General features: G+C 50.2%; 21 protein-coding genes. 6 read left to right on the top strand and 15 right to left on the bottom strand.

Annotation, left to right across the window (positions count from 1 at the left end; translation table 11 throughout):
- The first annotated feature begins 9 nt into the window (after positions 1–9).
- Both DZK30_RS13445 and DZK30_RS13440 read left to right on the top strand, forming a co-directional pair.
- A complete protein-coding gene (locus tag DZK30_RS13445; RefSeq protein WP_118974628.1) occupies positions 10–2,082 on the top strand; it encodes a ComEC/Rec2 family competence protein in 2,073 nt (690 codons plus the stop codon).
- Positions 2,083–2,151: 69 nt separating this feature from the next.
- Positions 2,152–2,364 (top strand): hypothetical protein, encoded by a 213-nt coding sequence (locus DZK30_RS13440; protein WP_118974627.1) that lies wholly within the window; start codon positions 2,152–2,154, stop codon positions 2,362–2,364.
- Positions 2,365–2,416: 52 nt separating this feature from the next.
- On the opposite strand, the gene DZK30_RS13435 is transcribed toward DZK30_RS13440, so the two are convergent.
- From DZK30_RS13435 to DZK30_RS13420, 4 genes are all read right to left on the bottom strand, one after another.
- A complete protein-coding gene (locus tag DZK30_RS13435) occupies positions 2,417–3,208 on the bottom strand; it encodes an amidohydrolase (protein ID WP_118974626.1) in 792 nt (263 codons plus the stop codon).
- 580 nt (positions 3,209–3,788) lie between these two features.
- Positions 3,789–4,652: a hypothetical protein gene (locus tag DZK30_RS13430; RefSeq protein ID WP_162903075.1), complete on the bottom strand. Its 864-nt coding sequence runs from the start codon at positions 4,650–4,652 to the stop codon at positions 3,789–3,791.
- Between the two features lie 44 nt (positions 4,653–4,696).
- A complete protein-coding gene (locus DZK30_RS13425) occupies positions 4,697–5,518 on the bottom strand; it encodes a hypothetical protein (protein WP_118974624.1) in 822 nt (273 codons plus the stop codon).
- Positions 5,519–5,524: 6 nt separating this feature from the next.
- Positions 5,525–6,010, bottom strand: coding sequence for an RNA polymerase sigma factor (locus DZK30_RS13420; protein WP_118974623.1), 486 nt, complete (start codon positions 6,008–6,010; stop codon positions 5,525–5,527).
- A gap of 179 nt (positions 6,011–6,189) precedes the next feature.
- Here DZK30_RS13420 and DZK30_RS25855 point away from each other — a divergent pair, with 179 nt between their 5' ends.
- A complete protein-coding gene (locus tag DZK30_RS25855; protein WP_162903074.1) occupies positions 6,190–6,345 on the top strand; it encodes a hypothetical protein in 156 nt (51 codons plus the stop codon).
- A gap of 107 nt (positions 6,346–6,452) precedes the next feature.
- On the opposite strand, the gene pckA is transcribed toward DZK30_RS25855, so the two are convergent.
- The gene (gene pckA, locus DZK30_RS13415; protein ID WP_118974622.1) at positions 6,453–8,072 is read right to left on the bottom strand and encodes a phosphoenolpyruvate carboxykinase (ATP); all 1,620 of its coding nucleotides are present in this window, start codon (positions 8,070–8,072) and stop codon (positions 6,453–6,455) included.
- Positions 8,073–8,313: 241 nt separating this feature from the next.
- On the opposite strand from pckA, the gene DZK30_RS13410 reads away from it, so the two are divergent.
- Positions 8,314–9,726: an MBL fold metallo-hydrolase gene (locus tag DZK30_RS13410; protein WP_118974621.1), complete on the top strand. Its 1,413-nt coding sequence runs from the start codon at positions 8,314–8,316 to the stop codon at positions 9,724–9,726.
- Positions 9,727–9,812: 86 nt separating this feature from the next.
- Here the strand turns inward: DZK30_RS13410 and DZK30_RS13405 are convergent, their stop codons facing one another.
- The 7 genes from DZK30_RS13405 to DZK30_RS13375 form a co-directional block, all read right to left on the bottom strand.
- Positions 9,813–10,076: a hypothetical protein gene (locus DZK30_RS13405; protein ID WP_118974620.1), complete on the bottom strand. Its 264-nt coding sequence runs from the start codon at positions 10,074–10,076 to the stop codon at positions 9,813–9,815.
- A gap of 151 nt (positions 10,077–10,227) precedes the next feature.
- Positions 10,228–10,674 carry a 50S ribosomal protein L9 gene (rplI, locus tag DZK30_RS13400; RefSeq protein ID WP_118974619.1) on the bottom strand — a complete coding sequence of 149 codons (447 nt, stop codon included), beginning with the start codon at positions 10,672–10,674 and terminating at the stop codon, positions 10,228–10,230.
- Between the two features lie 8 nt (positions 10,675–10,682).
- The gene (gene rpsR, locus DZK30_RS13395; protein ID WP_118952744.1) at positions 10,683–10,949 is read right to left on the bottom strand and encodes a 30S ribosomal protein S18; all 267 of its coding nucleotides are present in this window, start codon (positions 10,947–10,949) and stop codon (positions 10,683–10,685) included.
- Between the two features lie 21 nt (positions 10,950–10,970).
- The gene (gene rpsF, locus DZK30_RS13390; protein WP_240432922.1) at positions 10,971–11,348 is read right to left on the bottom strand and encodes a 30S ribosomal protein S6; all 378 of its coding nucleotides are present in this window, start codon (positions 11,346–11,348) and stop codon (positions 10,971–10,973) included.
- Positions 11,349–11,676: 328 nt separating this feature from the next.
- Complete coding sequence (locus tag DZK30_RS13385) at positions 11,677–12,711, bottom strand: serine hydrolase domain-containing protein (RefSeq protein ID WP_118974618.1); 1,035 nt, start codon at positions 12,709–12,711, stop codon at positions 11,677–11,679.
- 67 nt (positions 12,712–12,778) lie between these two features.
- The gene (locus DZK30_RS13380; protein ID WP_118974617.1) at positions 12,779–13,411 is read right to left on the bottom strand and encodes a SprT-like domain-containing protein; all 633 of its coding nucleotides are present in this window, start codon (positions 13,409–13,411) and stop codon (positions 12,779–12,781) included.
- 9 nt (positions 13,412–13,420) lie between these two features.
- The gene (locus tag DZK30_RS13375) at positions 13,421–13,798 is read right to left on the bottom strand and encodes a hypothetical protein (RefSeq protein WP_118974616.1); all 378 of its coding nucleotides are present in this window, start codon (positions 13,796–13,798) and stop codon (positions 13,421–13,423) included.
- Between the two features lie 221 nt (positions 13,799–14,019).
- Between DZK30_RS13375 and DZK30_RS13370 the strand changes: the two genes are divergently transcribed.
- The gene (locus DZK30_RS13370) at positions 14,020–14,268 is read left to right on the top strand and encodes a type B 50S ribosomal protein L31 (protein WP_118974615.1); all 249 of its coding nucleotides are present in this window, start codon (positions 14,020–14,022) and stop codon (positions 14,266–14,268) included.
- 76 nt (positions 14,269–14,344) lie between these two features.
- Here the strand turns inward: DZK30_RS13370 and DZK30_RS13365 are convergent, their stop codons facing one another.
- The 3 genes from DZK30_RS13365 to DZK30_RS13355 all read right to left on the bottom strand — a co-directional run bounded on the left by DZK30_RS13365 (position 14,345) and on the right by DZK30_RS13355 (position 17,586).
- Positions 14,345–16,726, bottom strand: a complete 2,382-nt coding sequence (locus DZK30_RS13365) for a M14 family zinc carboxypeptidase (RefSeq protein WP_118974614.1) — start codon at positions 16,724–16,726, stop codon at positions 14,345–14,347.
- Between the two features lie 103 nt (positions 16,727–16,829).
- Positions 16,830–17,201 (bottom strand): VOC family protein, encoded by a 372-nt coding sequence (locus DZK30_RS13360; RefSeq protein WP_118974613.1) that lies wholly within the window; start codon positions 17,199–17,201, stop codon positions 16,830–16,832.
- 10 nt (positions 17,202–17,211) lie between these two features.
- On the bottom strand, positions 17,212–17,586 hold the full coding sequence (locus DZK30_RS13355; protein ID WP_118974612.1) for a septal ring lytic transglycosylase RlpA family protein: 375 nt from the start codon (positions 17,584–17,586) through the stop codon (positions 17,212–17,214).
- 250 nt (positions 17,587–17,836) lie between these two features.
- On the opposite strand from DZK30_RS13355, the gene secDF reads away from it, so the two are divergent.
- Positions 17,837–20,932 (top strand): protein translocase subunit SecDF, encoded by a 3,096-nt coding sequence (gene secDF, locus DZK30_RS13350; protein WP_118974611.1) that lies wholly within the window; start codon positions 17,837–17,839, stop codon positions 20,930–20,932.
- Positions 20,933–21,556 lie beyond the last annotated feature (624 nt).

Here is a 21,556-nt window from a genome sequence, read left to right as displayed (position 1 = left end):
TTATCTTTTATGACACGCATTTCAAGACGCCCCGCACTGTTGCCGGCTTATCCTTTCCTCTGGCTGCTGTCCACCCTCTGTGCCGGCATTCTGCTATGGTCCTGCTTTCCCCGGGTCCCTTCTGCACTATGGTTATTATTATCCCTGCTCTCCGGAAGCTTTTCGCTGGCCGTGCATCTTGTACACAATACGAAACGCTATACATCGTTGTTCCGGCTGACCGGCCTCGCCATGGCTTTTCTATTCCTGGGTGCTGCGCTGAGCAGCCTGCAGGATGTCAGGAGCAGCAAATGCTGGTATGGTCATTATCTGAAAGACGCCGATGCGCTTGTAGTAACCATCAACGATTTTCCTAAGCCCAAAGCCCGTAGCGTATTCCTTCCGGTTACGGTCAGCAACATCAGGCAGCGGGGACGTTGGCTTTCGACCGAAGGGCAGCTGCAGCTTTATATTTACAAGAAGGAGGGCATGCCTTTTTACCGGCCGGGGCAAGTGTGGCTGATCCCGGCAAAGCTCAACCGGATAAAGGCCTCGGGCAATCCCAACGCTTTTGATTACGCCCATTACGCGGCCCGTCAGGGCTTGTTTCATCAGGCATTCTTATCTGTGGAGCAAATGCACTTATTGCAGGATACCAGAGGCAACATGACAGCCCTCGCTTCTTTACGCCAGGCGATGCAACATTGCCTGGACGTGGCTGTAAAAGACAGCGTTACCCGCTCGCTCATCGCCGCCACCGTGCTCAATGAACGGGCAGCACTCGACGAGCAGCTATGGCAAGCCTATTCCATAACCGGCATCGTACATATTATTGCAATATCCGGCATGCATATTGTTTTGCTCGGAGCCCTTATCCTGCTCTTGTTCCGCTGCCTGCCCTTTCGCCGGCTCAACACCATCAAATACCTGCTGGCCATACTGGCCGTATGGCTATATGTGGCGCTTACCGGATTTCCCCCATCCGCGGTGCGCGCAGCGGTCATGTTCAGCCTCAGCACGGCGGGCCTGCTGCTTCACCGGAACAGTACCCCGGTAAACATATGGGCTGCGACAGGCTTTTTGCTGCTTTGCTACAATCCTTTCTGGCTTTATGATGTTGGTGTCCAGCTCTCCTTTCTGGCTGTGCTCTCCATATTGCTGTTCTATGCTCCGGTGCGGCGCTGGTACAGGCCCCGGCGCCGCATCGATGCCTGGCTCTGGGATGCTGTGGCGATAAGTATTGCAGCCCAGGTGCTTGTGGCGCCGCTGGTGATCTACTACTTTCACCAGTTTCCCTTAATGGGCCTGATCGCCAATTTACCCGCAGCATTATACAGCATGCTGTTGCTCTATGGTTCCTCTCTTCTTTTCCTGCTGTATGCCGCCGGCCTGCCCTGCATCTGGCTGGGCGACGTACTCACCGCACTCACAAGCGGCTTCAATACACTAGTCCGCTTTCTGGCTGCCCACACACCTGGCCGCATGCAAGCGCTGTACATCGATGTATTTGAATATTGGCTACTGATGCTTGCCGTTACCGGATTTATTCTTTTTCTATGGTACAAACGCAGCCTTTATCTGTTCGCAAGCGGTCTCGGTAGCCTGCTTTTTTTAGCAGATCTTGTGATCAAAGACCAGGCAGCCCTGCAGCAAAAACGGGTGGTTGTCTACAACGTAGCCCGGGTCTCGGCGGCCGATGTGTTTACTGGCAAACAGGTGCGGCCGGTGTTCCCCGATACTTTACCAGACCGGAAGACAGATCAATACACGCTGCTACCTGCCCGCCTTGCCTTCAGAGCAACGGCCGTTGCAGCTACACAAGGGCAAACCTGTTATATCAGTGGCAAACGCATCCTGTTCCTGGATCATTGCGCTGGTATTGTGCCAGGCAGCAGTTTTCCCGTCGATTTTCTCGTGGTATCGTCACACTGCGCTTTTGACCCGGAGGCCTGGTATTATACTTTTCATCCCCGCATGATCATTATCGACGGGAGCTTGCCCCGCTGGAAGGCCTTGCAATGGAAAGCAAAGCTCAGCGCGGCAGGCGCGCCTGTACATTGGGTACAGGAAGATGGAGCCTGGAGCTATCCGCCACTTCCCTGAGCATTGCCGCCGCTGCAATTTATTTTCAGTAGGCGGGCTTAGCTTTGGGCTTCACCAAACATCAATTTTATGAAAAAGACAAGAGTAGGCCTGCAAAGGCTGTCGCTGAGCAAAGACATCGTCCTGGCCTTGGCCGGCAAGGAAGCTTCCCGGATTGTAGGCGGCGAATGGCGTACGATCGTGGGACAGACGCAACTGGTCCCGCCCGGGAATCCCGCCGGTTGTATGTCCTGCGCCGCAACCGTACAGATCCAATGTCCGACGATATTCACCTGTCCTTAAGCTGAATGAAAAATGTTTTCCCGGGGAGCAAAGTTTGCCCCGGGAAAATTTATTACCGGATCAGAAAGGGATCGGCATCGTGAAGGAAAGGGAAATGATCCCGCGCTCCGGCCAGCGCTTCAGGCTCGAAGGTGTGTGTGTACACGGCCGGCTCATCGGCTTGCTGCCACAGCGCATTGCCCAGCGGATCGACCAGCATGCTGTCGCCGCTGTGGTAGATCCCGTTACCGTCTTCGCCTATACGGTTCACGCCTATTACATAGCATTGGTTCTCTATCGCCCGGGCCTGCAATAAGGTCTTCCAGGCATGACTGCGACGTTGGGGCCAATTGGCCACATATACCAGGATATCATATTCTGCTATACCCGCCGTGGCTTGCTGTTGCCGTGCCCATACCGGGAAACGCAGATCGTAGCATACCTGCAGGCAGAGCTTCCAGCCATTGACCTGCACGATCAACCGTTTATCGCCAGCGGCGTAGTGTTTGTCTTCACCGGCATAGCCAAAGAGATGCCGTTTGTCGTAGTGGTAATGCGCGCCATTGGGCAACATCCAGATCAAACGGTTGTAGTAATGGCCGTCTTCTTCTATAATAACACTGCCGGTAAGGATCTTACGGCATTGCCTGGCGGTTGCCCGCATCCAGGATACTGTGGGGCCGTCCATGGTCTCGGCCAGTACTTCCGGTTTCATACTAAAGCCGGTGCTGAACATTTCGGGCAGTACAGCCACCTGGGCAGCCGGCGGCAGTGTCGCTATTACTTCGCTGAATTGCTGCAGGTTCCGGTCCTTATCTTCCCAGTGAAGCGAGCGCTGGATAAGGCTTATCGTCAATGAAGGCATGCTGCAATTTAAACAAAAATGTGCAGCGGGTAAAGATGAATTGGGTTTTGTTTCCTACAGACATTTTGCTCCTACGGAGCAATAGCAGGGATAATATATTGTTCGTGTTGCAGACATTTTAATGAAATAAATGAATCACGCAGTCTATCACAGCGGAGGCCGGGTGGCAAGTCATTAAAGCACCTTAGTCCGGAAAAGAGATACTCTTATTGTGTCGGCCCTGGCTCTTAAACCATTGACATATTCACCGCAATTCAAAAAGCGCGGCGGCGCTGCGAGCGAGTAAAACACCCTTCCCGGAAAGATACACATCGGCCCATTGCAGGAAAATAATCCGACTATGATAGCACCCCAGAAACCTTAAAATACGCTTCGTGCCTTTGCATCTCTGTGGCCATCTCAAATAGAACCCGGCTCCGGAACGAAGCACACAAGCCAACGTGGCGACGCCGCGAGCAATTAAAATACCTTTCCGCTGAGAAAGAAATACACGGCTTCTTGCACTACGGGATAGCAATAAAAAAGGCCATCCTCGACAGGACAGCCTTTTCGGATAAATATCCGTGTGTATGAAGAAAGGTTAGATGCCGAAAAAGCGGATACCGATGCAGTACGGATTTTGCACCAGGCTGTTCTGGTACATATTCGTTACCTGGTATGTTCCGTAGAAGCGGATGTAGCCATTGATGCCGATCTCGCCGCTGAGGTTAAGATTGAATTTCTGAAAATTGAACTGGTCATGGTTCTTTTGCTTGCCCCTTTCGTCGGAGATCTGCTTGGTCCAGGAATCAAAGCAATAGCCACCAATAACGCCCAGACCATAAGTGACCCAGAAATTGCCGCCCATACGGGTCTTGAAATTGACCATCAACGGTATGCTGACGTAGGCGAAGGCCAGCTTGTTCTTGCTGAACTGTATACTATCTTCGATCAGCATGGGTGAGGTATTGTTGAGGTACGATATATCCTTATTGAACTTGAAATTGTACAGCTGCAATCCGGCGCCGGTATACAACGATATTTTCTGGTTACGGGTCTTCAACAGGCGTATATCCATTAATACCGGCCAGATATTCACATTGATCGACTTACCCTGACGCAGCGAAAAAAGGCTGCTGTTCTTCTTATCGCCGGGCACCTGCAAGTATTGTTGCGCCGCAGGTGAGCCATAGTCGGTACGGTCGTTGAGGGCATTGATGCCCAGGTCAAGCATCAGGAAATGTAGCTTTACCTTACGGCCGCGGTTAAGACTATCCAGCTTTTTGGAGCTTACCCTGATGCCTTCGGTACCCAGCGAAATATAGGTTTTATCTTTCGCTGAATCTTCTTTTCCCAAGTGAAGCATCCTGTCAACATTCTGTTCAGGAATGTCTTTTTTTTCCTGTGCCGCAGCACTCAGGCCCATGCAGCACAAAACAGTGCTGATGATCGTAAAACGTTTCATATATCGCAATTCATGTTTTTTTTATAAAAGCGGGCTTCCCCGGATCAGCGTCCCAGCGCGATCACATCCTTGTCGCCGATACGGATCACAAAGCTGGCCTTCTTCAACATTTTTGCTTTTTCAGCAATGTTGTCGCGCAGCTCCTGCGCCTGGGCTACTAGTTCACCCACACCCTCCACACTCTCTTCCTTTACCGGTAGCCAACCGGGTAATGCCTTCTTTTCCTCAAGTGGGGTTGAAGCCCATTCCCGGTTTATGGCCTGTCCTACCTGTAGTGGCGCTTCCGGGAGCATAGCCGGCGAGGTTGCGGTAGCAAGCGATGCAATAGCTTCCTGTTTCCTGCTTTGTGCCCGATCCGGGATCTGGTAGCTATGCCGCTGCGGTATGACCCTGACGGCGGGCTGCCGTGTTACAGAAGGTTGCTGCGCGATGGCCTGGGATGGCTGTGGGGCTATCTTCCGCTCCGTTGTGTCCTTTGGTAAGCCGGGATCTTTATCGGGATCAGCAACAGCAACTTTTTGTACCGGAGAGGGCAGCCCGGTATCACCGCTGCGCCGCACAAGCAAGGCGAATGCCAGTCCCAACCCCAGTAGCAATGCCAGGGCGGCTGCCTGCCGCCACAAACGGAAGGACTTACCAGCCTTTAAGGGTACCGCCGCGGGTTCAGGGCGCAACAGGCTTTCCTTACCAGGGAAAAAGCACATTTCTTCACTATCCAGCTTTGTAGCCCGGTACGCTTCCAGCACCGGACGGTACTCCCCGTGCTGTGAAAGGAAGCGCTCAACTTCTGCCATAGCAGCAGGATCCAGCTCCTCATCTACCAGCAGCAGCAGGTACTCTTCAATATTGTCTTTAGTCAGCTTCATCAGGTATCAGATTACATGTTCCTTACTCACAAGATAATTTTTCAGCGATTTTCTCGCCCGGTGCAGGTAAACCTTGACCTGGGTGGTATTGAGCGTTGTGATCTTCGCTATTTCTTCGTAACTGTATCCTTCATAGTCTTTTAATAAAACAAGGTTCCGGGATTGCTGGTCCAGCGTGGCCAGGGCTTGCTGCAATATTTTTTTGAGTTCATTTGTCCGGGGCATTTCCGTCAGTGCATTTTCGTGCAGCTGCCCCGTAGCGGTCGTTCGTCCCCTGGCCCGGTGCACATCCATACATTTCCGGTAGGTTACTGTGAACAAGAAGCTTTTTCCCTTGTCCGGCGGCACTTCCTCCCTTTTTTCCCAAAGCACGGTAAATGCCTGCTGTACCATGTCCTTAGCCTCTTCGGCTTCTCCAATACTTTTCCATGCAAAACGATACAGGCCGTCTGCCAGCTCGCGTACGCATTGATTGTATTCGGAGGTTGTCATTTTGTATATGGATCGGCGGCACAGCAGAAATGTTACAAGGAACGGAATATTTTCCAGAAAGCCAGGTATCGCAAGGGTACATGCGGTGCTATGTTATCTTTATGTGCTTCCGCAACTCCTGTTGTCCTGTATTGTTATAATAGCAAAAAGTTCCCAATGGCCGGCACAAAATCTATCTTATGGGTATCGATAAAATGGTGATCGGCATTGTTGTCGTGCTTGTCTTATGCCTTGTACTCTTTGTCGTGATCAGGAACAAAAAGGAGCGAAAAAAGCTGGAACACAAGCTGAATGAGCCGGACACAAGGCCCGAACGGCATAAGGAAACGGAATAGGCCCATCATTTCCTTTTAACGCAATACAGAGATGTGAGACCGGGCGTCTCTATAAAGCGACAGGGGCCGGAATTCACCGGCCCCTGCGCTTTTTTTATTGTGATCACTTAGTTTGTTACTTCTGCATTTACTTTGGGGGCAGCAGCCAGGATCTCTTCGTTGGCCTGGTCGGCATATTTCTCAAAGTTCTTTATGAACAGGCCAGCCAGTTCGCTTGCCTTTTTATCATAAGCTTCTTTGTCGCTCCAGGTATCGCGGGGATTCAATATCTCGGAAGGTACGCCATTAACTGCCTGGGGCACCAGCACGCCAAATACATTGTGCGGTGTATATTCCACATTGTCCAGCCCACCGTTCATAGCAGCCGTAATGATTGCGCGGGTATATTTCAGGCTCATACGGCTACCAGTGCCATAAGCGCCACCGCTCCAGCCGGTATTCACCAGCCATACGTTCGCATCGGGATGCTCTTCCAGCTTCTTACCCAGCAGCTCGGCATATTTGGTCGGATGCAGGGGCAGGAATACGCGGCCGAAACAGGCAGAGAAAGTGGTCTGCGGCTCGGTTACACCTACTTCAGTACCGGCTACTTTTGCTGTATAGCCGCTGATGAAGTGGTACATTGCCTGACCTTTTGTGAGCTTTGAAATAGGCGGCAGGATACCGAAGGCATCGCAGGTAAGGAAGAAAATATTTTTGGGATCGCCGCCGAAAGAAGGTTCTTTGGCATTGGCTATATGATCGATCGGATAAGCGGCACGGGTATTTTCCGTGATGCTGCCATCCTGATAATCGACCGCATTGGTGCCTTCTTTGAACTTGATATTTTCCAGCAGGGCGCCGGGTTTGATCGCGTTGTAGATCTGGGGCTCTTTCTCGGCGCTCAGATCGATACATTTGGCGTAGCAGCCGCCTTCAAAGTTAAATACGGAACCATCGGCCCAGCCATGCTCGTCGTCACCGATGAGGGCGCGGTTGGGATCGGCGCTCAGGGTTGTTTTACCGGTACCGCTGAGACCGAAGAACAGTGCTACATCGCCATCTTTACCTTCGTTGGCAGAGCAGTGCATGGACAGCACTTTATGATCGTGGGGCAGTACGAAGTTCAGCACGCCGAAGATGCCTTTTTTCATTTCGCCGGTATAGGCGCTGCCGCCGATCAGGATCACTTTACGGGTGAAGTTCACGATAGTGAAATTACCCTGACGGGTGCCATCAATAGCAGGGTCGGCGTGGAAGCCGGGCGCCTGAAGAATGAGCCAGTCAGGATTCTGTGATTTGATCTCCTCTTCGGTAGGACGCAGGAACAGGTCGTTGCAGAACAGGTTGGCCCAGGGCGTTTCATTTACCACACGAATATTCAGCCGGTATTTGGGATCGGCGCAGGCATAAGCGTCGCGCACCCATACTTCTTTTCCGGATAAGTAAGCGCACACTTTATCGTACAGCTTATCAAAGGTCTCAGGAGCAATCGGAATATTGACATCACCCCAATCTACTGAATGTTCAGTGATGGCATCCTTCACAGTAAATTTGTCTTTGGGGGAACGGCCCGTGAATTTTCCGGTGCTGACGCACAATGCGCCGGTATCGTTCAATACACCCTGACCCAGTTCAATCGTTTTTTGGGTGAGCGCCTCCGGAGATAGGTTCCAGTGCGCGGTTGCAACATCTAAACCTGCGGCAGTGAGGTTTGCCGAGGCATTTTTGAGGCCGTATTCTTGCATGTTTATTTTATTTTGAAAACTGGCTGCAAAATTAATACAAAATAACATACGCCGTAAAGAATTAACACTTTAGGGTGTGTCGGCACTCACCTTAAAAGACCGGTTGCCGGCTTCGCTTACATCCATTTACAGCGAGGTACAAGGCAATAAAGGAAAAGTGTTAAAATAGCTTTATTACCAGCCGCTTAGGAATCCGGGGCAATTAATTGTTTACTTTAGGGTTTAAAATTGCACTTCTTTTATGAAAATATCCTTTCATGGAGCCGCGCGTACGGTTACCGGCTCTAAGCATATTGTCCATCTTAATCCAGGTAAACAGGTATTGCTCGACTGCGGTATGTTCCAGGGTATGGGTAAGGATACCCTCAGGCTGAACCAGGAGTTTGGTTTTGATCCCAAAGACATCGATATCGTGATCATTTCCCATGCCCATATCGATCACATAGGCTTGCTGCCCAAGCTGGTGAAAGAGGGATACCAGGGAAAGATCTATTGTACCAAGGCTACGGCTGCCCTTGCCGATGTATTGCTGCGCGACAGCGCCCATATACAGGAGATGGATATCAAGTTTGCCAATAAAGTGAAAGCCGGAAAGGGAAAACCACCTGAAGAGCCGTTGTACACCACCGAGGATGCCATAAAGGTATTTCCGTTACTGGAGATACTGCCTATGGATGAGTGGATCCATATCGACGACCAGGTAGAACTGCTGTATACCGACGCCGGCCACATTATCGGTAGCGCCTGTGTACACCTCAAGCTTAAGGAAAACGGGAAAACGGTACGCCTTACTTTCAGCGGCGATATCGGCCGCTATGGCGACGACATTCTGAAATCGCCGGCCCCTTTTCCCCAGGCCGACTATATCATTATGGAATCGACCTATGGCGACCGCTTGCACCCCTTGTCCAAACCGGCTGCCGATCACCTGCTGACCCAGATCGAGGAGACCTGCCTGCATAAAAAGGGCAAGCTCATTATCCCTGCCTTCAGTGTAGGCCGTACGCAGGAGCTGCTGTATGCGCTCAATCAGCTGGAGCTTGAGAACCGGCTGCCCCGGCTGGACTACTTTGTAGACAGCCCTATGTCGGTGGCGACGACAGAGGTGGTAAAAAAATTCCCCGAGCTGTTCAACAGCAAGGTCCAGGAGGTGCTGAAAAAGGACGAGGATCCGTTTATGTTCAATGGCCTCACGATGATAGAAGATGTGGAGATATCGAAGGCGCTGAACTTTAAAAAAGAGCCATGCGTCATCATTTCGGCCTCGGGTATGGCGGAGGCGGGAAGGGTAAAGCACCATATTGCCAACAACATTGAAAATCCCAACAACACCATATTGATCGTGGGCTACTGCGAGCCGGAATCGCTGGGTGGCCGGCTGAGGGCCGGGGCGAAAGAGGTGAGCATTTTCGGACAGGAATACCGGGTGCTGGCCGACGTAGTGGTGATAGAGAGCCTGAGCGCGCACGGTGATTATGAGGATATGAGCCAATGGCTGGCTTGCCAGGATCCGCAACAGGTACGTAAACTATTCCTCGTGCATGGTGAATATGATGTGCAGCAGAAATTCAGCCAGCGCCTGCAACGCAAAGGTTTCCGGGATGTGGAGATCCCCGCGCAGCACCAATCCATAGGGCTGGGCGATCTGGGTTGATTATTTTTGCACCCAAAACCAGTAGAGACGTTGCATTCATAAAACCAGTAGAGACGTTGTGTGCAACGTCTCTACTGGTTTTGGCATCACACATAATGTGCGTATACCTGTTTGGGTGTAAAGCGTACAAAATTGCTATGGTCCATGTTGAGCTGGTCGAGCAAGCGGGGACTATTGTTGGAGCTGACGTGAATATAAAACTCAACGATCTCGCCATTCACGTCCCGGTAGGCCTCGATAGGGCGATGGCTTAACACCTGGTAGTCGGACAGGGAAATACCAAGCAGCTGCGCAATGGCATGATCCGGCAACCGTACCCGGAATTCGGGTACTTCAATTCTCTTTTCCATAAACGTGCGTTAGTTGGTTTAAGCTAATTTAAGTTTATCTTTTCGCAAATAGCGGCTCATTAAGAAAATTTTAGCCTGTTGCGGCTGATCGCCGGCCACAAAAAAAACGCTTCCCTAAGGAAGCGTTTTTGCAATCATTATTTTGATAAGCTTATTCGCCTACAACTTCAAATTCCAGCTCTACGATGTTCTCTTTACCGAAGTCGATTTGTGCTTTGTAAGTACCGGCTTCCTTCACCTCGTCGATGATGCTGATACGGCGACGATCGATCTCGTAGCCTTTTTGCTCGCGGATGGCGCGTGCCAGCTGGATAGCGGTAACAGAACCGAAGATCTTGCCGGAAACGCCGATCTTAGCGCCCAGCTTTACGGGAGCGGCTTTCAGCACTTCAGAAACCTTGGCAATCTCAGCCATCAGTTTATCTTCGCGCTTCTGCAGTTGTTTGCGGCGCTCTTCCAGTATTTTTTTATTGGAAGCGCTTGCTTCGATGGCGTACTTCTGAGGGATCAGATAGTTACGGGCATAGCCAGGACGCACTTCTACCAGTTCGTGAGCTGCGCCTAAGTTATCTACGTCTTTTATTAATATAACTTCCATTGTTTATTTTACTTTAAAAGGTCAGTAACATAAGGCAGGATAGCCATCTGGCGCGCCTTCTTTACAGCATGTCCCAGTTTGCGCTGGTATTTCAGAGAAGTACCTGTAATACGGCGGGGCAGCATTTTGCCTTGCTCGTTCAGGAATTTTTTCAGGAACTCGGCATCTTTATAGTCGATGTACTTGATGCCCAGTTTCTTGAAACGGCAGTATTTTTTCTGACGTTTTTCCACCCTGGTGGTGGTCAGGTATTTTATATCGTTAGGTCTAGCCATTGTCGAAAAGATTAATTGAGATTAAGAAACGGTTTCTTCAGCCTTTATTTCCGCTTTCGCCGGAGCATTACGCTTACGCTCGTTGTATGCTACCGCGTACTTGTCCAGGTGCGTGATCATGTGACGCATTACGCTTTCGTCGCGGTTCAGCTGAATTTCCAATTTCGCGTTCAAATCGGTAGGCGCCTTGTACTCCAATACGATGTACAGACCTGTTGTTTTTTTCTGGATCGGATAAGCCAGGGATTTCAATCCCCAAACGTTCTCATGAACGATCTCACCGCCATTTTCCTTAAGGAAGGAAACGAACTTCTTATGAGCTGCTTTGAATTCATCGTCGGCCAGAACCGGCGTGAAAATCAACATCATCTCATAACTCTGAATGTTGGTTGTTGCCATTACTAAATAGTTTTTAAAAATGAATCCGTTGTTTACGCCAACTGCAACACGTGGTCACCCGGAAAAACCCGAAGTGGTCGGCATAATTTTCGGACGGCAAAGGTAAGCTTACCTGATAAATAAACCAAATTTAAAATTTGTCTGGGCAGGAACCTGGAAACAAGAGTCAGGTATTAGGTATTAGGTATTAGGTATTAGGTATTAGGTATTAGGTATCAAGTGTCAAGTTCCAATGAGCTGGCAGGCAATGAGCCGTGGGCAATTTCAAAATTCAAATTACAAAAAATAAATACTTAATACATAGTACTTAATACATAATACTAGATACTCAATACCCCAGCGACGCCAAAACAATATGCCTTATGGCCGCCTCATAGTAATAAGCAATGTCGAAATTATCATAGGCCTGATTTTCCAGGATCACGACACTGGTACCACTCGCCGGGTAATAAAGATTTACCGCGGTGAAGCCCTGCTCTGCCGCATAGCCGGTATGGCCGTACTCCTTTACCGCTCCTTCGTCGTTGATCCGCAACCCGTAGCCATAGCCTATTTCACGCTCGCCGAATACCGGATGCCGGTTTTTGATGTGGTAATGTACCATCTGCGTATAGGTTTCCGGACGTAGTAGTTTTCCGTTGTGCAACAGCTCATTCCACAAGGCGAGGTCGCCGGCAGTGGCGATCATGCCGCCGAAGGGCACTTGTTCTCTGCTGAACACGATACCCTTTACCGGCGTCACACTGCCGTCGGTACGATGCCGGTAGCCTCTTACCAGGTTTTGCTGGTTGCTGCTGTCGGGGAAAAGACTATGCTTCAGACCGTATTTTTTAAACAAGGTCCTGATCTGTGTTGCGTAAGATCGTCCGCTGGTACGTTCGGTGATCTGCGCCAGCAAGGCATACCCCGCATTGGAATATTGAAATTGTGTTCCCGGCCGGAAAGCAAGGGGCCGATCGGGCATTACAACACCTCCGGTATGGTTCAGCAGCTGATCGACGGTCACCGTATCGGCCCAGCCTTGTTCCAGGCCGGGAAGGTACTTACGTATGGGTGTGTGCAGATCAATATGCCCTTTCTCCACCTCCTGTAGCACGAGCACTGCAGTCATCTGCTTGGTATTGGATAAAATGGCGAACTGGTCTTCCGGCTTGAGGACAGTGCCTGTGCTGCTATCCGCCATACCGTAGGCCCTGCTCAAAACCGTCTTTCCTTTTTGACGGATGAGGATCACGCCGCTGAAGGGGCGAGGATTGGACGAAGCGGCGACCAGTGAGTCAATAGCATGGGCGTAGCCGGCTTCCTGCGCGGGCACAACACAGCTTGCTGCCAGCAGCAGGCATAAAAGGGATAACAGACGCATGATGAATGATATGGTTAAACCAGGAAACAGATAAGCGGGGGAAATGTAAAAATAACGTTTTTACGGACTACCCGATCAGCTTGACTTCCGAAAGAGCCGGGAAAAGATAAACATAGCCGGTGCCCACCTCTTTACAGCGGAATCGCGTACGTAGCTTTTCGATCTTCTGAAAGACGCGCCCGTCGTGGGTCTCAAAGTGCTCGTTAAGGGGTACTTCCTCCACCAGGCGCATATGCTTTTTGCGCCGGTCGTGCTTCTTCAGGGCGCGATACAGTTCGGGGTCGCTGCAGGTAGATGCCTTTATCTTTTTGCCGTTATCCTGGTATTTGGCCAGCGCTTCTTCTACATTATCGGGAAAGATACCTTTGCCCGTATACTTGCTCAACAACTCCCCGAAGATCGCCTGCCATTCCTGCCCGTGTGGCAATATAGCACGCCGGTACTGGATATAAGCGAGCATATGCGCCAGCTCGTGCAGCAGCGTAATAAGAAAACTATAGGGATTGAGCGAACCGTTGATGCTGATACGGTGGGAAGGGTATTCGCGGGAGGGAGAACGATAATTACCCAGAATCGTTACCCGGTCGTGCGCAATCGTTAAATGGATATCGTAATCTCTGAAAAAGGGTGCGACCTTACGATAGGTGCCTTCCGGTAAAAACTGCTCCAATACGTGAAAAGGAGCTTCCTGCTTGCTCATACAAATCCGTCATTTTTTCTTTGCCAGTTGGGAAAGCGGCACCGCCTCTATCGCCGAATACACAACATACATGCCTAAAAACAAAAATAAGGAAGGCTTGTGAACCACACGGTCCTTAACAAAAATATAAATGAGCAGGATCGCAATGCAAATAAAGAATTTAAGCATCGTGCCCGTCATCTTGGCCCGCACAAAGGAATTAGGATTATCGGCCCTGATACCCCGCTTGATGATATTAAACGACAGCAGGGATACCATCGCCAGGGTGACGTTGCCTATGGTAAGAGAAGCAATATCATATGCAGGATTCTGCTCATGCAGGTAATAGATAAGCCCTGATAGAATAAGGCATACAACAATTACCGTGATCACAAATTTGTGCTGCATGTTGGCGGGTTTGAGATTGAGCTTTCAAAGATAATCAAGATATAGAAAACTCATGAGGTATCTTATTATTATTTGACAATGCCGGTATTTTTTACGCTATTTTTGGCCCGTTTCTCTACGAAAACAGCGTTTTCGCTTTTTTTTGTTCGCATTTGAAAAAAGTTTTACCTTTGCGCCCTTATTTCACGCATGATTAGAAACCATGCACAAACGATATAATAATGAGAAAAGGCATTCACCCCGAAAATTACAGGCTCGTTGTCTTTAAAGACATGTCTAACGAGGAAACGTTCATTACCCGCTCTACAGCGCCCAGCCGGGAAACCATCACGCTTGACGGCGTGGAGTATCCCCTGATCAAAGTCGAAATCTCCAATACCTCACACCCTTTCTATACCGGTAAATCTATGTTTATCGATACAGCAGGCCGTATTGAGAAGTTCAAAAAACGTTACGCGAAAAAAGCTTAATCCGATTCTTTTTGATAGCGAAAGCGCTGTTCCTACCGGAACAGCGCTTTTTTATTATCGTGAAATGCTGCATTGCCTAATGGTGTACCGCGATACGGATCACGGCCGAAGCATTGCTACCGGCCGCTACGAGACGGCAGCAATACACACCGGCTTGCAGGCGCCCGAGGTCGAGTTGTTGCCGCTGCTGTCCCGCGCTCAGCGTAATTTGCTGCACCAGCCTGCCGGCCAGGTCGGTCAGCTGCAGGTTACCGGCTTTTACGCCATCGGGTAGCCTGAACGATACGGTAGTCTTTCCGGTAACGGGATTCGGCGCAGCAGTAAGGTACAATTCTTCTGTAGCCCGGCCATGTATGCCTATGGGTACTCCGCCTATCTTGTGTACGGTCATTTCGTCGAAATAAAACCCGTCTTTTTCGAGTCCGGCATCACTGTGCAACGCAAAACGGAGCTTTATCTTTTTACCGGTATAATCTGCAAGGTTAATGACCTCTGCTACCCAGCTTTCCTGCCTGCCATCGTACATAGTGGCAACCTCATCCTGGTTTTGATTTCCCTTGTGCGTATACAAACCACAAAGAGGGCTATAAGCCGTTCCGTTCTCCGAGGCCTCGATCGTTACGTAATCAAATCCCTTCTCAATGTCCCAGCGGGCGTCGAACGAGAGATAAGCAGCTTTAGCATCGGTAAGGTCGACAAAATCCTTTGTAGCAATAACGCTGTTACTGTTACCGCTGTAATCCCCGTTGGGACTATCGGTAATGCTGCCGCCGGGCGAGGTGAACTGGCTGGTGCTGATACCCCATGTGGTGGTGGCGAAAGGATCGAGCGTGCTGCCATCGGCGTGGAATACCTGTATGTCGGTACCGAAGACGCGGCTGATGGTATCGGTTACTGTATATCCGGTGTTGTTCTGCCACTGCAGTGCATACTGTACCAGATTGCCTTCTGCAATGCTGCTGCTCAGTGTAAGCGATATAGAATCGGTGAACGAAGCCAACTGCGCAGGGTTGGTAAAGGTACGGGCTGCGCCTGCGGCTGTAATATTGGCCGAGAGTGGTATCACCGATACGGTGAACGTACCATCTTCCAGACCTGTTCTCCGGAAGCGGAAAGGCACGTGGCTGTTCACGGCTGAAACGAAAGGCGTGCTCAACTGCTGCACTTCGGCATAAGCAGTTGCCAGCCGTGCGGCATCCAGGTTCTGATCCATGGTCTGCTTCGCAATGGGAATAATACGGGACGATTGCGGCCAGAAACCATCGGATTGGTCGCCCGCTTCGGGCGTCATGGAGAAGATCTTGCCCTTGGTCGTTTGCTCATCATACATCCAGCTGTCGCTATCGCCATTGGTCACATAACCGACCGTCTGGTCGCCGGTACCGGCAGTGAAGCCACTGCACTCCGTCATATCGGCGGCGAAGCTCTGAAAGGTAAGCGAATCGGGCGTCTGGTACGAAGGGATATGACCATAAGGGTAGATCAGCAGGTTGCTAAAGGTATGCGCATTGAGCGCGATATGGAATGCGTGCGCATTGCAGAAGTCGCGGATGGCCTGGGTTTCGGGCTCCGAAAAACCCGAAGGTCCGCGATAAATATCGCTGCTGCCGCTGGGGGACGAGCCTATATTGTCATAGCCCCAGTAGGCGCCGTAGTTACGGTTGATATCCACGCCAAAGGAACCGCCGTTATCGCGCCGGTTCTTGCGCCACATACCGCCGCCATTGGGGTTGGTCGTATAGTTGTACACATAACCGTCGGGATTCACGCAGGGTACGAAGTATAGCTCAGTATGATCGACCAGGTATTTGATCTCAGCATCGGTATTGTAGTTTTCAAGCAGGTACCACATGTAGAAAAGCAGCTGTGAAAGAGATTCGGGCTCGCGGGCATGGTGCAGGGCTGTATATAGCACTTCGGGTTCCGGCTCGTCGGTATCGGCGTTATCGCTGATCTTCACATAGTACAATGGCCTGCCCTGTAAGGTAGTGGTAGTACCCAGGGTTTGCTTCACCGTTACCAGCTGGGGATATTTGCTCCTCATGCTATCGAGCATAGCCAGCATTTCGGGATAGGTAAAGAAACCGCCCATGCTGCCCAGCCGGAAATTGGACGGTGTAGCATAGTCCAGGCAGTCGGTACAGCCGGCATCCGTCGGCTTGGCTTCGTCCCGGCTTTTGTTGCGGTCGCGGTAGTAGGTGCTTACGTCATCGATCAGCACGGCATATTGCAGGCCTTCCGCCTGCACTTTCTGCAACTCGGTATCGGAAAGGTCGCTTACGAAATAAAAGCCTTTTTTATAAGCGCCGTGATCAACGGCGATACCGGCCCGCGCGAGACGGGCCAGGCCGTCGGCGCCCGTAGTTACTTTTACCCGGTGATATTTTTCGGCCTGCTGGCTGAAAGCGGGCGCTGCCAGCAGCAGGCCCATGGCGAGGAGTATTCGGTGTTTCATCATTTTTTTGATTTACAGAGGCCGGTTACAACCGGCCGGGTGAGCATATTCAGATATTAAAAAAACTTCTTATCAGGACAAACGAAAACGAAAGCAGTACCAACAGTCAATCCACCGCAATCACTTCCTGGCCGAATTGCAGCAGGTAGCCATTGTTGTCGTACAAGGCAAATTCACGCATGCCGTAGGCAAATGTCTCCGGCGCATAGCAGATGTTCGCTTTCGTCTTTAACACCTCCCAGAGCTGGTCCACACCTTCATCCAGCAGGATATAGAGCGATCCCGTAAACGCCGGTTGCTTCATCGCCTCGCTATCCGGGGGCAAACAAACCATGATCTCAACTTCATCTCTTTGGAGCGCAGCCCAATGCCACGATTCGCTATAGGCCGCACAGGTAAAGCCCAGCTGCTCATAGAAGTTGATCGTTTCTCTTACTTGTCCCGTCCACAACATAGGACGAATGGCTTTCATGTTCATTGTTGTAGGTTTACCTGATCTTTTTGTATTTGATCTCCACCGGGACTACACCGTCGCCAACCATATCCAGTCTTCGGGCTGCCTTTTTGCTAAGGTCGATAATGCGCCCGTCCACAAAAGGCCCACGGTCATTGATCCTTACCTTGACCGTCTTACCATTTTTCAGGTTGGTCACTTTTACTCTGGTGCCGAAAGGAAGCGTACGATGCGCAGCAGTCAGCTTCCTTTGCCGGAAGGTTTCCCCGTTAGAGGTTTTACGGCCTTTAAAGAAATCGGCATAGAACGATGCCTTCCCCTTTTCGGCCACTTTGGGTGTGCAGGATGCCAGCAGGAGCAACAGTCCCAGAAAGTACCTTATTTGCAGGCCATTACGATCGATTTTCATACATGTGGTGCATAAAACACGAATTTCAGACTTAACAAGGACTTTATGTTGCTGAAACGTGCTGTTTTTAGGCCATGGTTTTGCATTCTAGGCTTTGATTTTGAAAATTATATAAATAAAAGTTCTCCTTTTTCTTTTTGCATAAAAAAAGTTATCCACGCATCCAACAGCCATTCCTAATTTTTTTATAATTAAATACTATCTTTGCCCACTTATAAAAAATTTTTACTAAGATTCTAACAGATTACCTATGCAGCTTAAAGGAATGGTAAAGTTCTTTACCGCGGCCCTGATCCTATTCTCGTTATGGCGCCTTTCGTTCACTTTTATCGCGCACAGTGCAGATGTCAAAAATAAGGCTAAGGCCGAGAAGATGGTATCTGCCAGCGCACCTGAAGTAAAAGGATCCGAACGCGATCTCCTGATCGACAAAGCGCTGCAGCACATCACCGATAGCCTGCGCGACGAAACGGTATTCAATTTCCTGGGACTGAAGTATACCTACAAGCAGGTTAAGGAAAAAGAATTGCAGCTGGGTCTGGACCTGCAGGGCGGTATGAGCGTGACGCTTGAAGTAGGTGTGGATGAGCTGGTGGCCTCCATGAGTAACAACCCCAAGGATGTTAACCTCACTAAAGCCATTGCCCTCGCCAACCAGAAAAAGGCTAACAGCGACGCCGATTTTGTAAAGCTCTTCGGCGAAGCTTACCAGCAGGTAGTGCCCGGTGGCCATCTCGCACAGCTCTTTACCAAAGCCAGCCAGGCCAAGATCACCCAGAGCTCAACCAACGAGCAGGTATTGAAAGTGATCAGCGCCGCTGCCAAAGAAGCGGTGCACAGCACATACAACGTCCTGACCAAGCGTATTGATAAGTTTGGCGTATCCCAGCCTACCATCAACCTGGATGATAATAAAGGTATTATTACAGTAGAGCTCGCAGGTGTAAAAGATCCGGAATCGGTTCGTAAAGTATTGCAGGCTACAGCTAAGCTGCAGTTCTGGGAAGTGGCTACGATCGAGGAGATCAGTACCTCCCTTGGCCATGCCAACGAGGTGCTGACCAACTACCTGAAGAATGGTAAAACCACTACAGCTGCCGTAGCTACTAACGATTCCGCTACGAAAAAGGATACAACCAAAGTGGCTGCTACCAACGCTACTACCGACACCGGTAGCCTGGCCAGCCTCGTAGCCAAAGGCGACAGCGCCGGCAACAAAGGCACTACCAGCAGCATTAACGGCAAAGGCGAAGAAAGCCTGTTCTCCATCATGGCTCCGGCAGTAAACCAGCAGGGCCAGCCTTACGGCGCTTCTTATATCGGTATGGTAGCTCGTAAAGATGCTGACAAGCTGTTGGGCTATCTGAACATGGATATTGTCAAAAATCAGTTCCCTCCCAATATCAAATTCCTGAAAGGCGATCTGCCCGGCCGCAAAACCGGCGACAAAGAGCCTCCTTATGCTATTTACGCTATTAAGACGGTTAACGGCAGCGACAAGGCCAAGCTGGAAGGCGATCGTGTAAAAACGGCTCGCTTCGACTACCAGAATGGCAAGGCGGAGATCAGCCTGGAAATGGATCAGCAAGGTACTGCGCTGTGGGCAAGGCTCACCGGCGCTAACGTAGGCAAACCTATTGCCATCACGCTTGACGATTATGTTTACTCTGCTCCTAACGTAAATGAGAAGATCTCCGGCGGCCGTTCTTCCATCACCGGCGACTTCAGTGCTGCCGAAGGTACCGACCTGGCCAATATCCTGCAGACCGGTAAGCTCGATGCACCGGCGACTATCGTACAGGAGCAGGTGGTAGGTCCTACCCTGGGCCAGGAATCTATCGATGGCGGTATGACCTCCTTTGGTGTTGCCTTCCTGGTGATCTTTGTACTTATGATCATTTATTACAGCACCGGCGGTATTGTGGCTAACATTGCCCTTATCCTCAACATGCTGTTCACTTTCGGTATCCTGGCCAACCTGGGTGCTACGCTTACGATGGCCGGTATTGCCGGTATCGTATTGGGTATCGGTATGGCAGTAGATACCAACGTAATTATCTTTGAAAGGATCAAGGAAGAGCTTGCCCTGGGCGATACTTACCAGGAAGCCGTTTCCAAAGGTTATAAGCGCTCTTATGCACCCGTTCTTGATGGTCACATTACCAGCTTGATCACGGCAGTTATCCTGTATGCCTTCGGTCTTGGTCCTATTAAGGGCTTTGCCACTACCCAGATCCTTGCCCTGCTGCTGTCACTGTTTACCGGTATCCTGGTATCCCGCCTGATTACCGATACGTATATGAGGCGCGGCCGTCACTTCAACTACTTTACCAAACTGTCTAAATCCATTTTCCAGAAAGCGCATTTCAAATTCATCCAGAAACGCAAGATCGCTTATGTTTTCTCTTCGATCCTGATCCTGGCCGGCATTGCGTCTTTCTTCAATGGCTTTAACTATGGCGTTGAGTTCGACGGAGGTCGCAGCTATACCATCAAATTTGATCAGCCGCATAAGGTGAGCGAAGTACGTGAGCATCTTTACAAATACCTGGGCAATCACCCAGTAGTGAAAACCATCGGCGCCTCTGGCGACCAGCTCAACATCACTACCGATTACCTGATCAGCAAGCCCGGTCGCGAGGTGCAAGCCGAAGTAGAAGCCAAGCTGTTTGAAGGCCTGAAGAACGAGAAGCTGATCCCTGCCGATGTGGACCAGGCTACCTTTGCCGCCAAGTATGTACAGAGCCGCCAAACGGTTTTGCCGACCATTTCCAAAGACCTGAAGCAAGGTGCCATCTATGCGACCATCGTTGCCGTGCTGGCCATCTTCATCTATATCTTTGTACGGTTCCGCAAATGGCAGTATTCTCTTGGTACCATCGTGGCGATCGTACATGACGTGGCGGTTACCCTGGCTGTATTCTCCTTTTTTAAGAACATTGTGCCTTTTGCCCTGGAGATCGACCAGCACTTTATCGCAGCTCTGCTGACGGTTATCGGCTTCTCCATGAACGATACCGTGATCGTGTTTGACCGTATCCGTGAGTACTTCCGCAAAACGCCTAATGGTAAGAAAGAAGAAGTGGTAAACCGCGCTATCAACGATACCCTTAGCCGTACTATCATGACATCGCTTACCGTATTCCTCACAGCAGTGATCCTGTTCATTTTCGGCGGTGAAGTGCTGCGTGGTTTTGCCTTCGCAATGTCGATCGGTGTACTGGCCGGTACTTATTCTTCCATCTTCGTGGCTGCCCCTATCCTGGTCGACATGGATAAGAGCGATAGCCTGCGTATAGAAGAAGACAAAGACGAGCGTATCCGTCAACTGAAAGAGCAAGCTTAATCAAACTTTCCCTATAAAAAAGCCCCGCGACACCGCGGGGCTTTTTTATGCCGTGTCTTTTGGCCTTGCCGCTCGCGATACCCAAGGTATTGCTTTTTATAACGCAACGTTCTAAAAAAACAATCGCCAAGATGTAAAGGTGCCGAAAAGTATGAAGGCGCTCGCGGCTGACGCTGTAGATAGGCATAAGGCATATCTACGAACTATTCTGTAGGAGCAAATGTCTGTAGACAAATAAATAAACAACCTTGAGATTGCTCCGTAGGAGCAAAATGTCTGTAGCATAAACAAACATACCATCCACATTGCTCTGTAGGAACAAAATGTCTGTAGCACAAACAAACATAACATCCGCATTGCTCCGTAGGAGCAAAATGTCTGTAGACAAATAAACAACCTTGAAATTGCTCCGTAGGAGCAAAACAGCCCCATGGCGCACTGGGCTATCGGATATACCTAACGATAGGTATTGTCCCCTCCGGGCGTAAACCACAATTTTGTGCTCTATTCATTCCCATTTATGCCCCGTCGGAAATCACCCCCGAATCCAAATACCAAATATGGCCGCAAAAGAATGCGGCAGGATTTTCAATACAGGTATCATCATGAATTCACCCCCGCAGA

Source organism: Taibaiella koreensis, from assembly GCF_003545715.1.
GTDB classification, from domain to species: Bacteria; Bacteroidota; Bacteroidia; order Chitinophagales; family Chitinophagaceae; genus Taibaiella; species Taibaiella koreensis.
The sequence above is the reverse complement of the archived record's forward strand: the minus strand, read 5'-3'. Positions and strand labels throughout refer to the sequence as shown.

What these genes read in the sequence shown, in the direction of transcription:
- DZK30_RS13445 (WP_118974628.1), top strand. Translation starts at nt 10, where the DNA reads ATGACACGCATTTCAAGACGCCCCGCACTGTTGCCGGCTTATCCTTTC.
- DZK30_RS13440 (WP_118974627.1), top strand. Translation starts at nt 2,152, where the DNA reads ATGAAAAAGACAAGAGTAGGCCTGCAAAGGCTGTCGCTGAGCAAAGAC.
- DZK30_RS13435 (WP_118974626.1), bottom strand. Translation starts at nt 3,208, where the DNA reads ATGCCTTCATTGACGATAAGCCTTATCCAGCGCTCGCTTCACTGGGAA.
- DZK30_RS13430 (WP_162903075.1), bottom strand. Translation starts at nt 4,652, where the DNA reads ATGAAACGTTTTACGATCATCAGCACTGTTTTGTGCTGCATGGGCCTG.
- DZK30_RS13425 (WP_118974624.1), bottom strand. Translation starts at nt 5,518, where the DNA reads ATGAAGCTGACTAAAGACAATATTGAAGAGTACCTGCTGCTGCTGGTA.
- DZK30_RS13420 (WP_118974623.1), bottom strand. Translation starts at nt 6,010, where the DNA reads ATGACAACCTCCGAATACAATCAATGCGTACGCGAGCTGGCAGACGGC.
- DZK30_RS25855 (WP_162903074.1), top strand. Translation starts at nt 6,190, where the DNA reads ATGGGTATCGATAAAATGGTGATCGGCATTGTTGTCGTGCTTGTCTTA.
- pckA (WP_118974622.1), bottom strand. Translation starts at nt 8,072, where the DNA reads ATGCAAGAATACGGCCTCAAAAATGCCTCGGCAAACCTCACTGCCGCA.
- DZK30_RS13410 (WP_118974621.1), top strand. Translation starts at nt 8,314, where the DNA reads ATGAAAATATCCTTTCATGGAGCCGCGCGTACGGTTACCGGCTCTAAG.
- DZK30_RS13405 (WP_118974620.1), bottom strand. Translation starts at nt 10,076, where the DNA reads ATGGAAAAGAGAATTGAAGTACCCGAATTCCGGGTACGGTTGCCGGAT.
- rplI (WP_118974619.1), bottom strand. Translation starts at nt 10,674, where the DNA reads ATGGAAGTTATATTAATAAAAGACGTAGATAACTTAGGCGCAGCTCAC.
- rpsR (WP_118952744.1), bottom strand. Translation starts at nt 10,949, where the DNA reads ATGGCTAGACCTAACGATATAAAATACCTGACCACCACCAGGGTGGAA.
- rpsF (WP_240432922.1), bottom strand. Translation starts at nt 11,348, where the DNA reads ATGGCAACAACCAACATTCAGAGTTATGAGATGATGTTGATTTTCACG.
- DZK30_RS13385 (WP_118974618.1), bottom strand. Translation starts at nt 12,711, where the DNA reads ATGCGTCTGTTATCCCTTTTATGCCTGCTGCTGGCAGCAAGCTGTGTT.
- DZK30_RS13380 (WP_118974617.1), bottom strand. Translation starts at nt 13,411, where the DNA reads ATGAGCAAGCAGGAAGCTCCTTTTCACGTATTGGAGCAGTTTTTACCG.
- DZK30_RS13375 (WP_118974616.1), bottom strand. Translation starts at nt 13,798, where the DNA reads ATGCAGCACAAATTTGTGATCACGGTAATTGTTGTATGCCTTATTCTA.
- DZK30_RS13370 (WP_118974615.1), top strand. Translation starts at nt 14,020, where the DNA reads ATGAGAAAAGGCATTCACCCCGAAAATTACAGGCTCGTTGTCTTTAAA.
- DZK30_RS13365 (WP_118974614.1), bottom strand. Translation starts at nt 16,726, where the DNA reads ATGATGAAACACCGAATACTCCTCGCCATGGGCCTGCTGCTGGCAGCG.
- DZK30_RS13360 (WP_118974613.1), bottom strand. Translation starts at nt 17,201, where the DNA reads ATGAACATGAAAGCCATTCGTCCTATGTTGTGGACGGGACAAGTAAGA.
- DZK30_RS13355 (WP_118974612.1), bottom strand. Translation starts at nt 17,586, where the DNA reads ATGAAAATCGATCGTAATGGCCTGCAAATAAGGTACTTTCTGGGACTG.
- secDF (WP_118974611.1), top strand. Translation starts at nt 17,837, where the DNA reads ATGCAGCTTAAAGGAATGGTAAAGTTCTTTACCGCGGCCCTGATCCTA.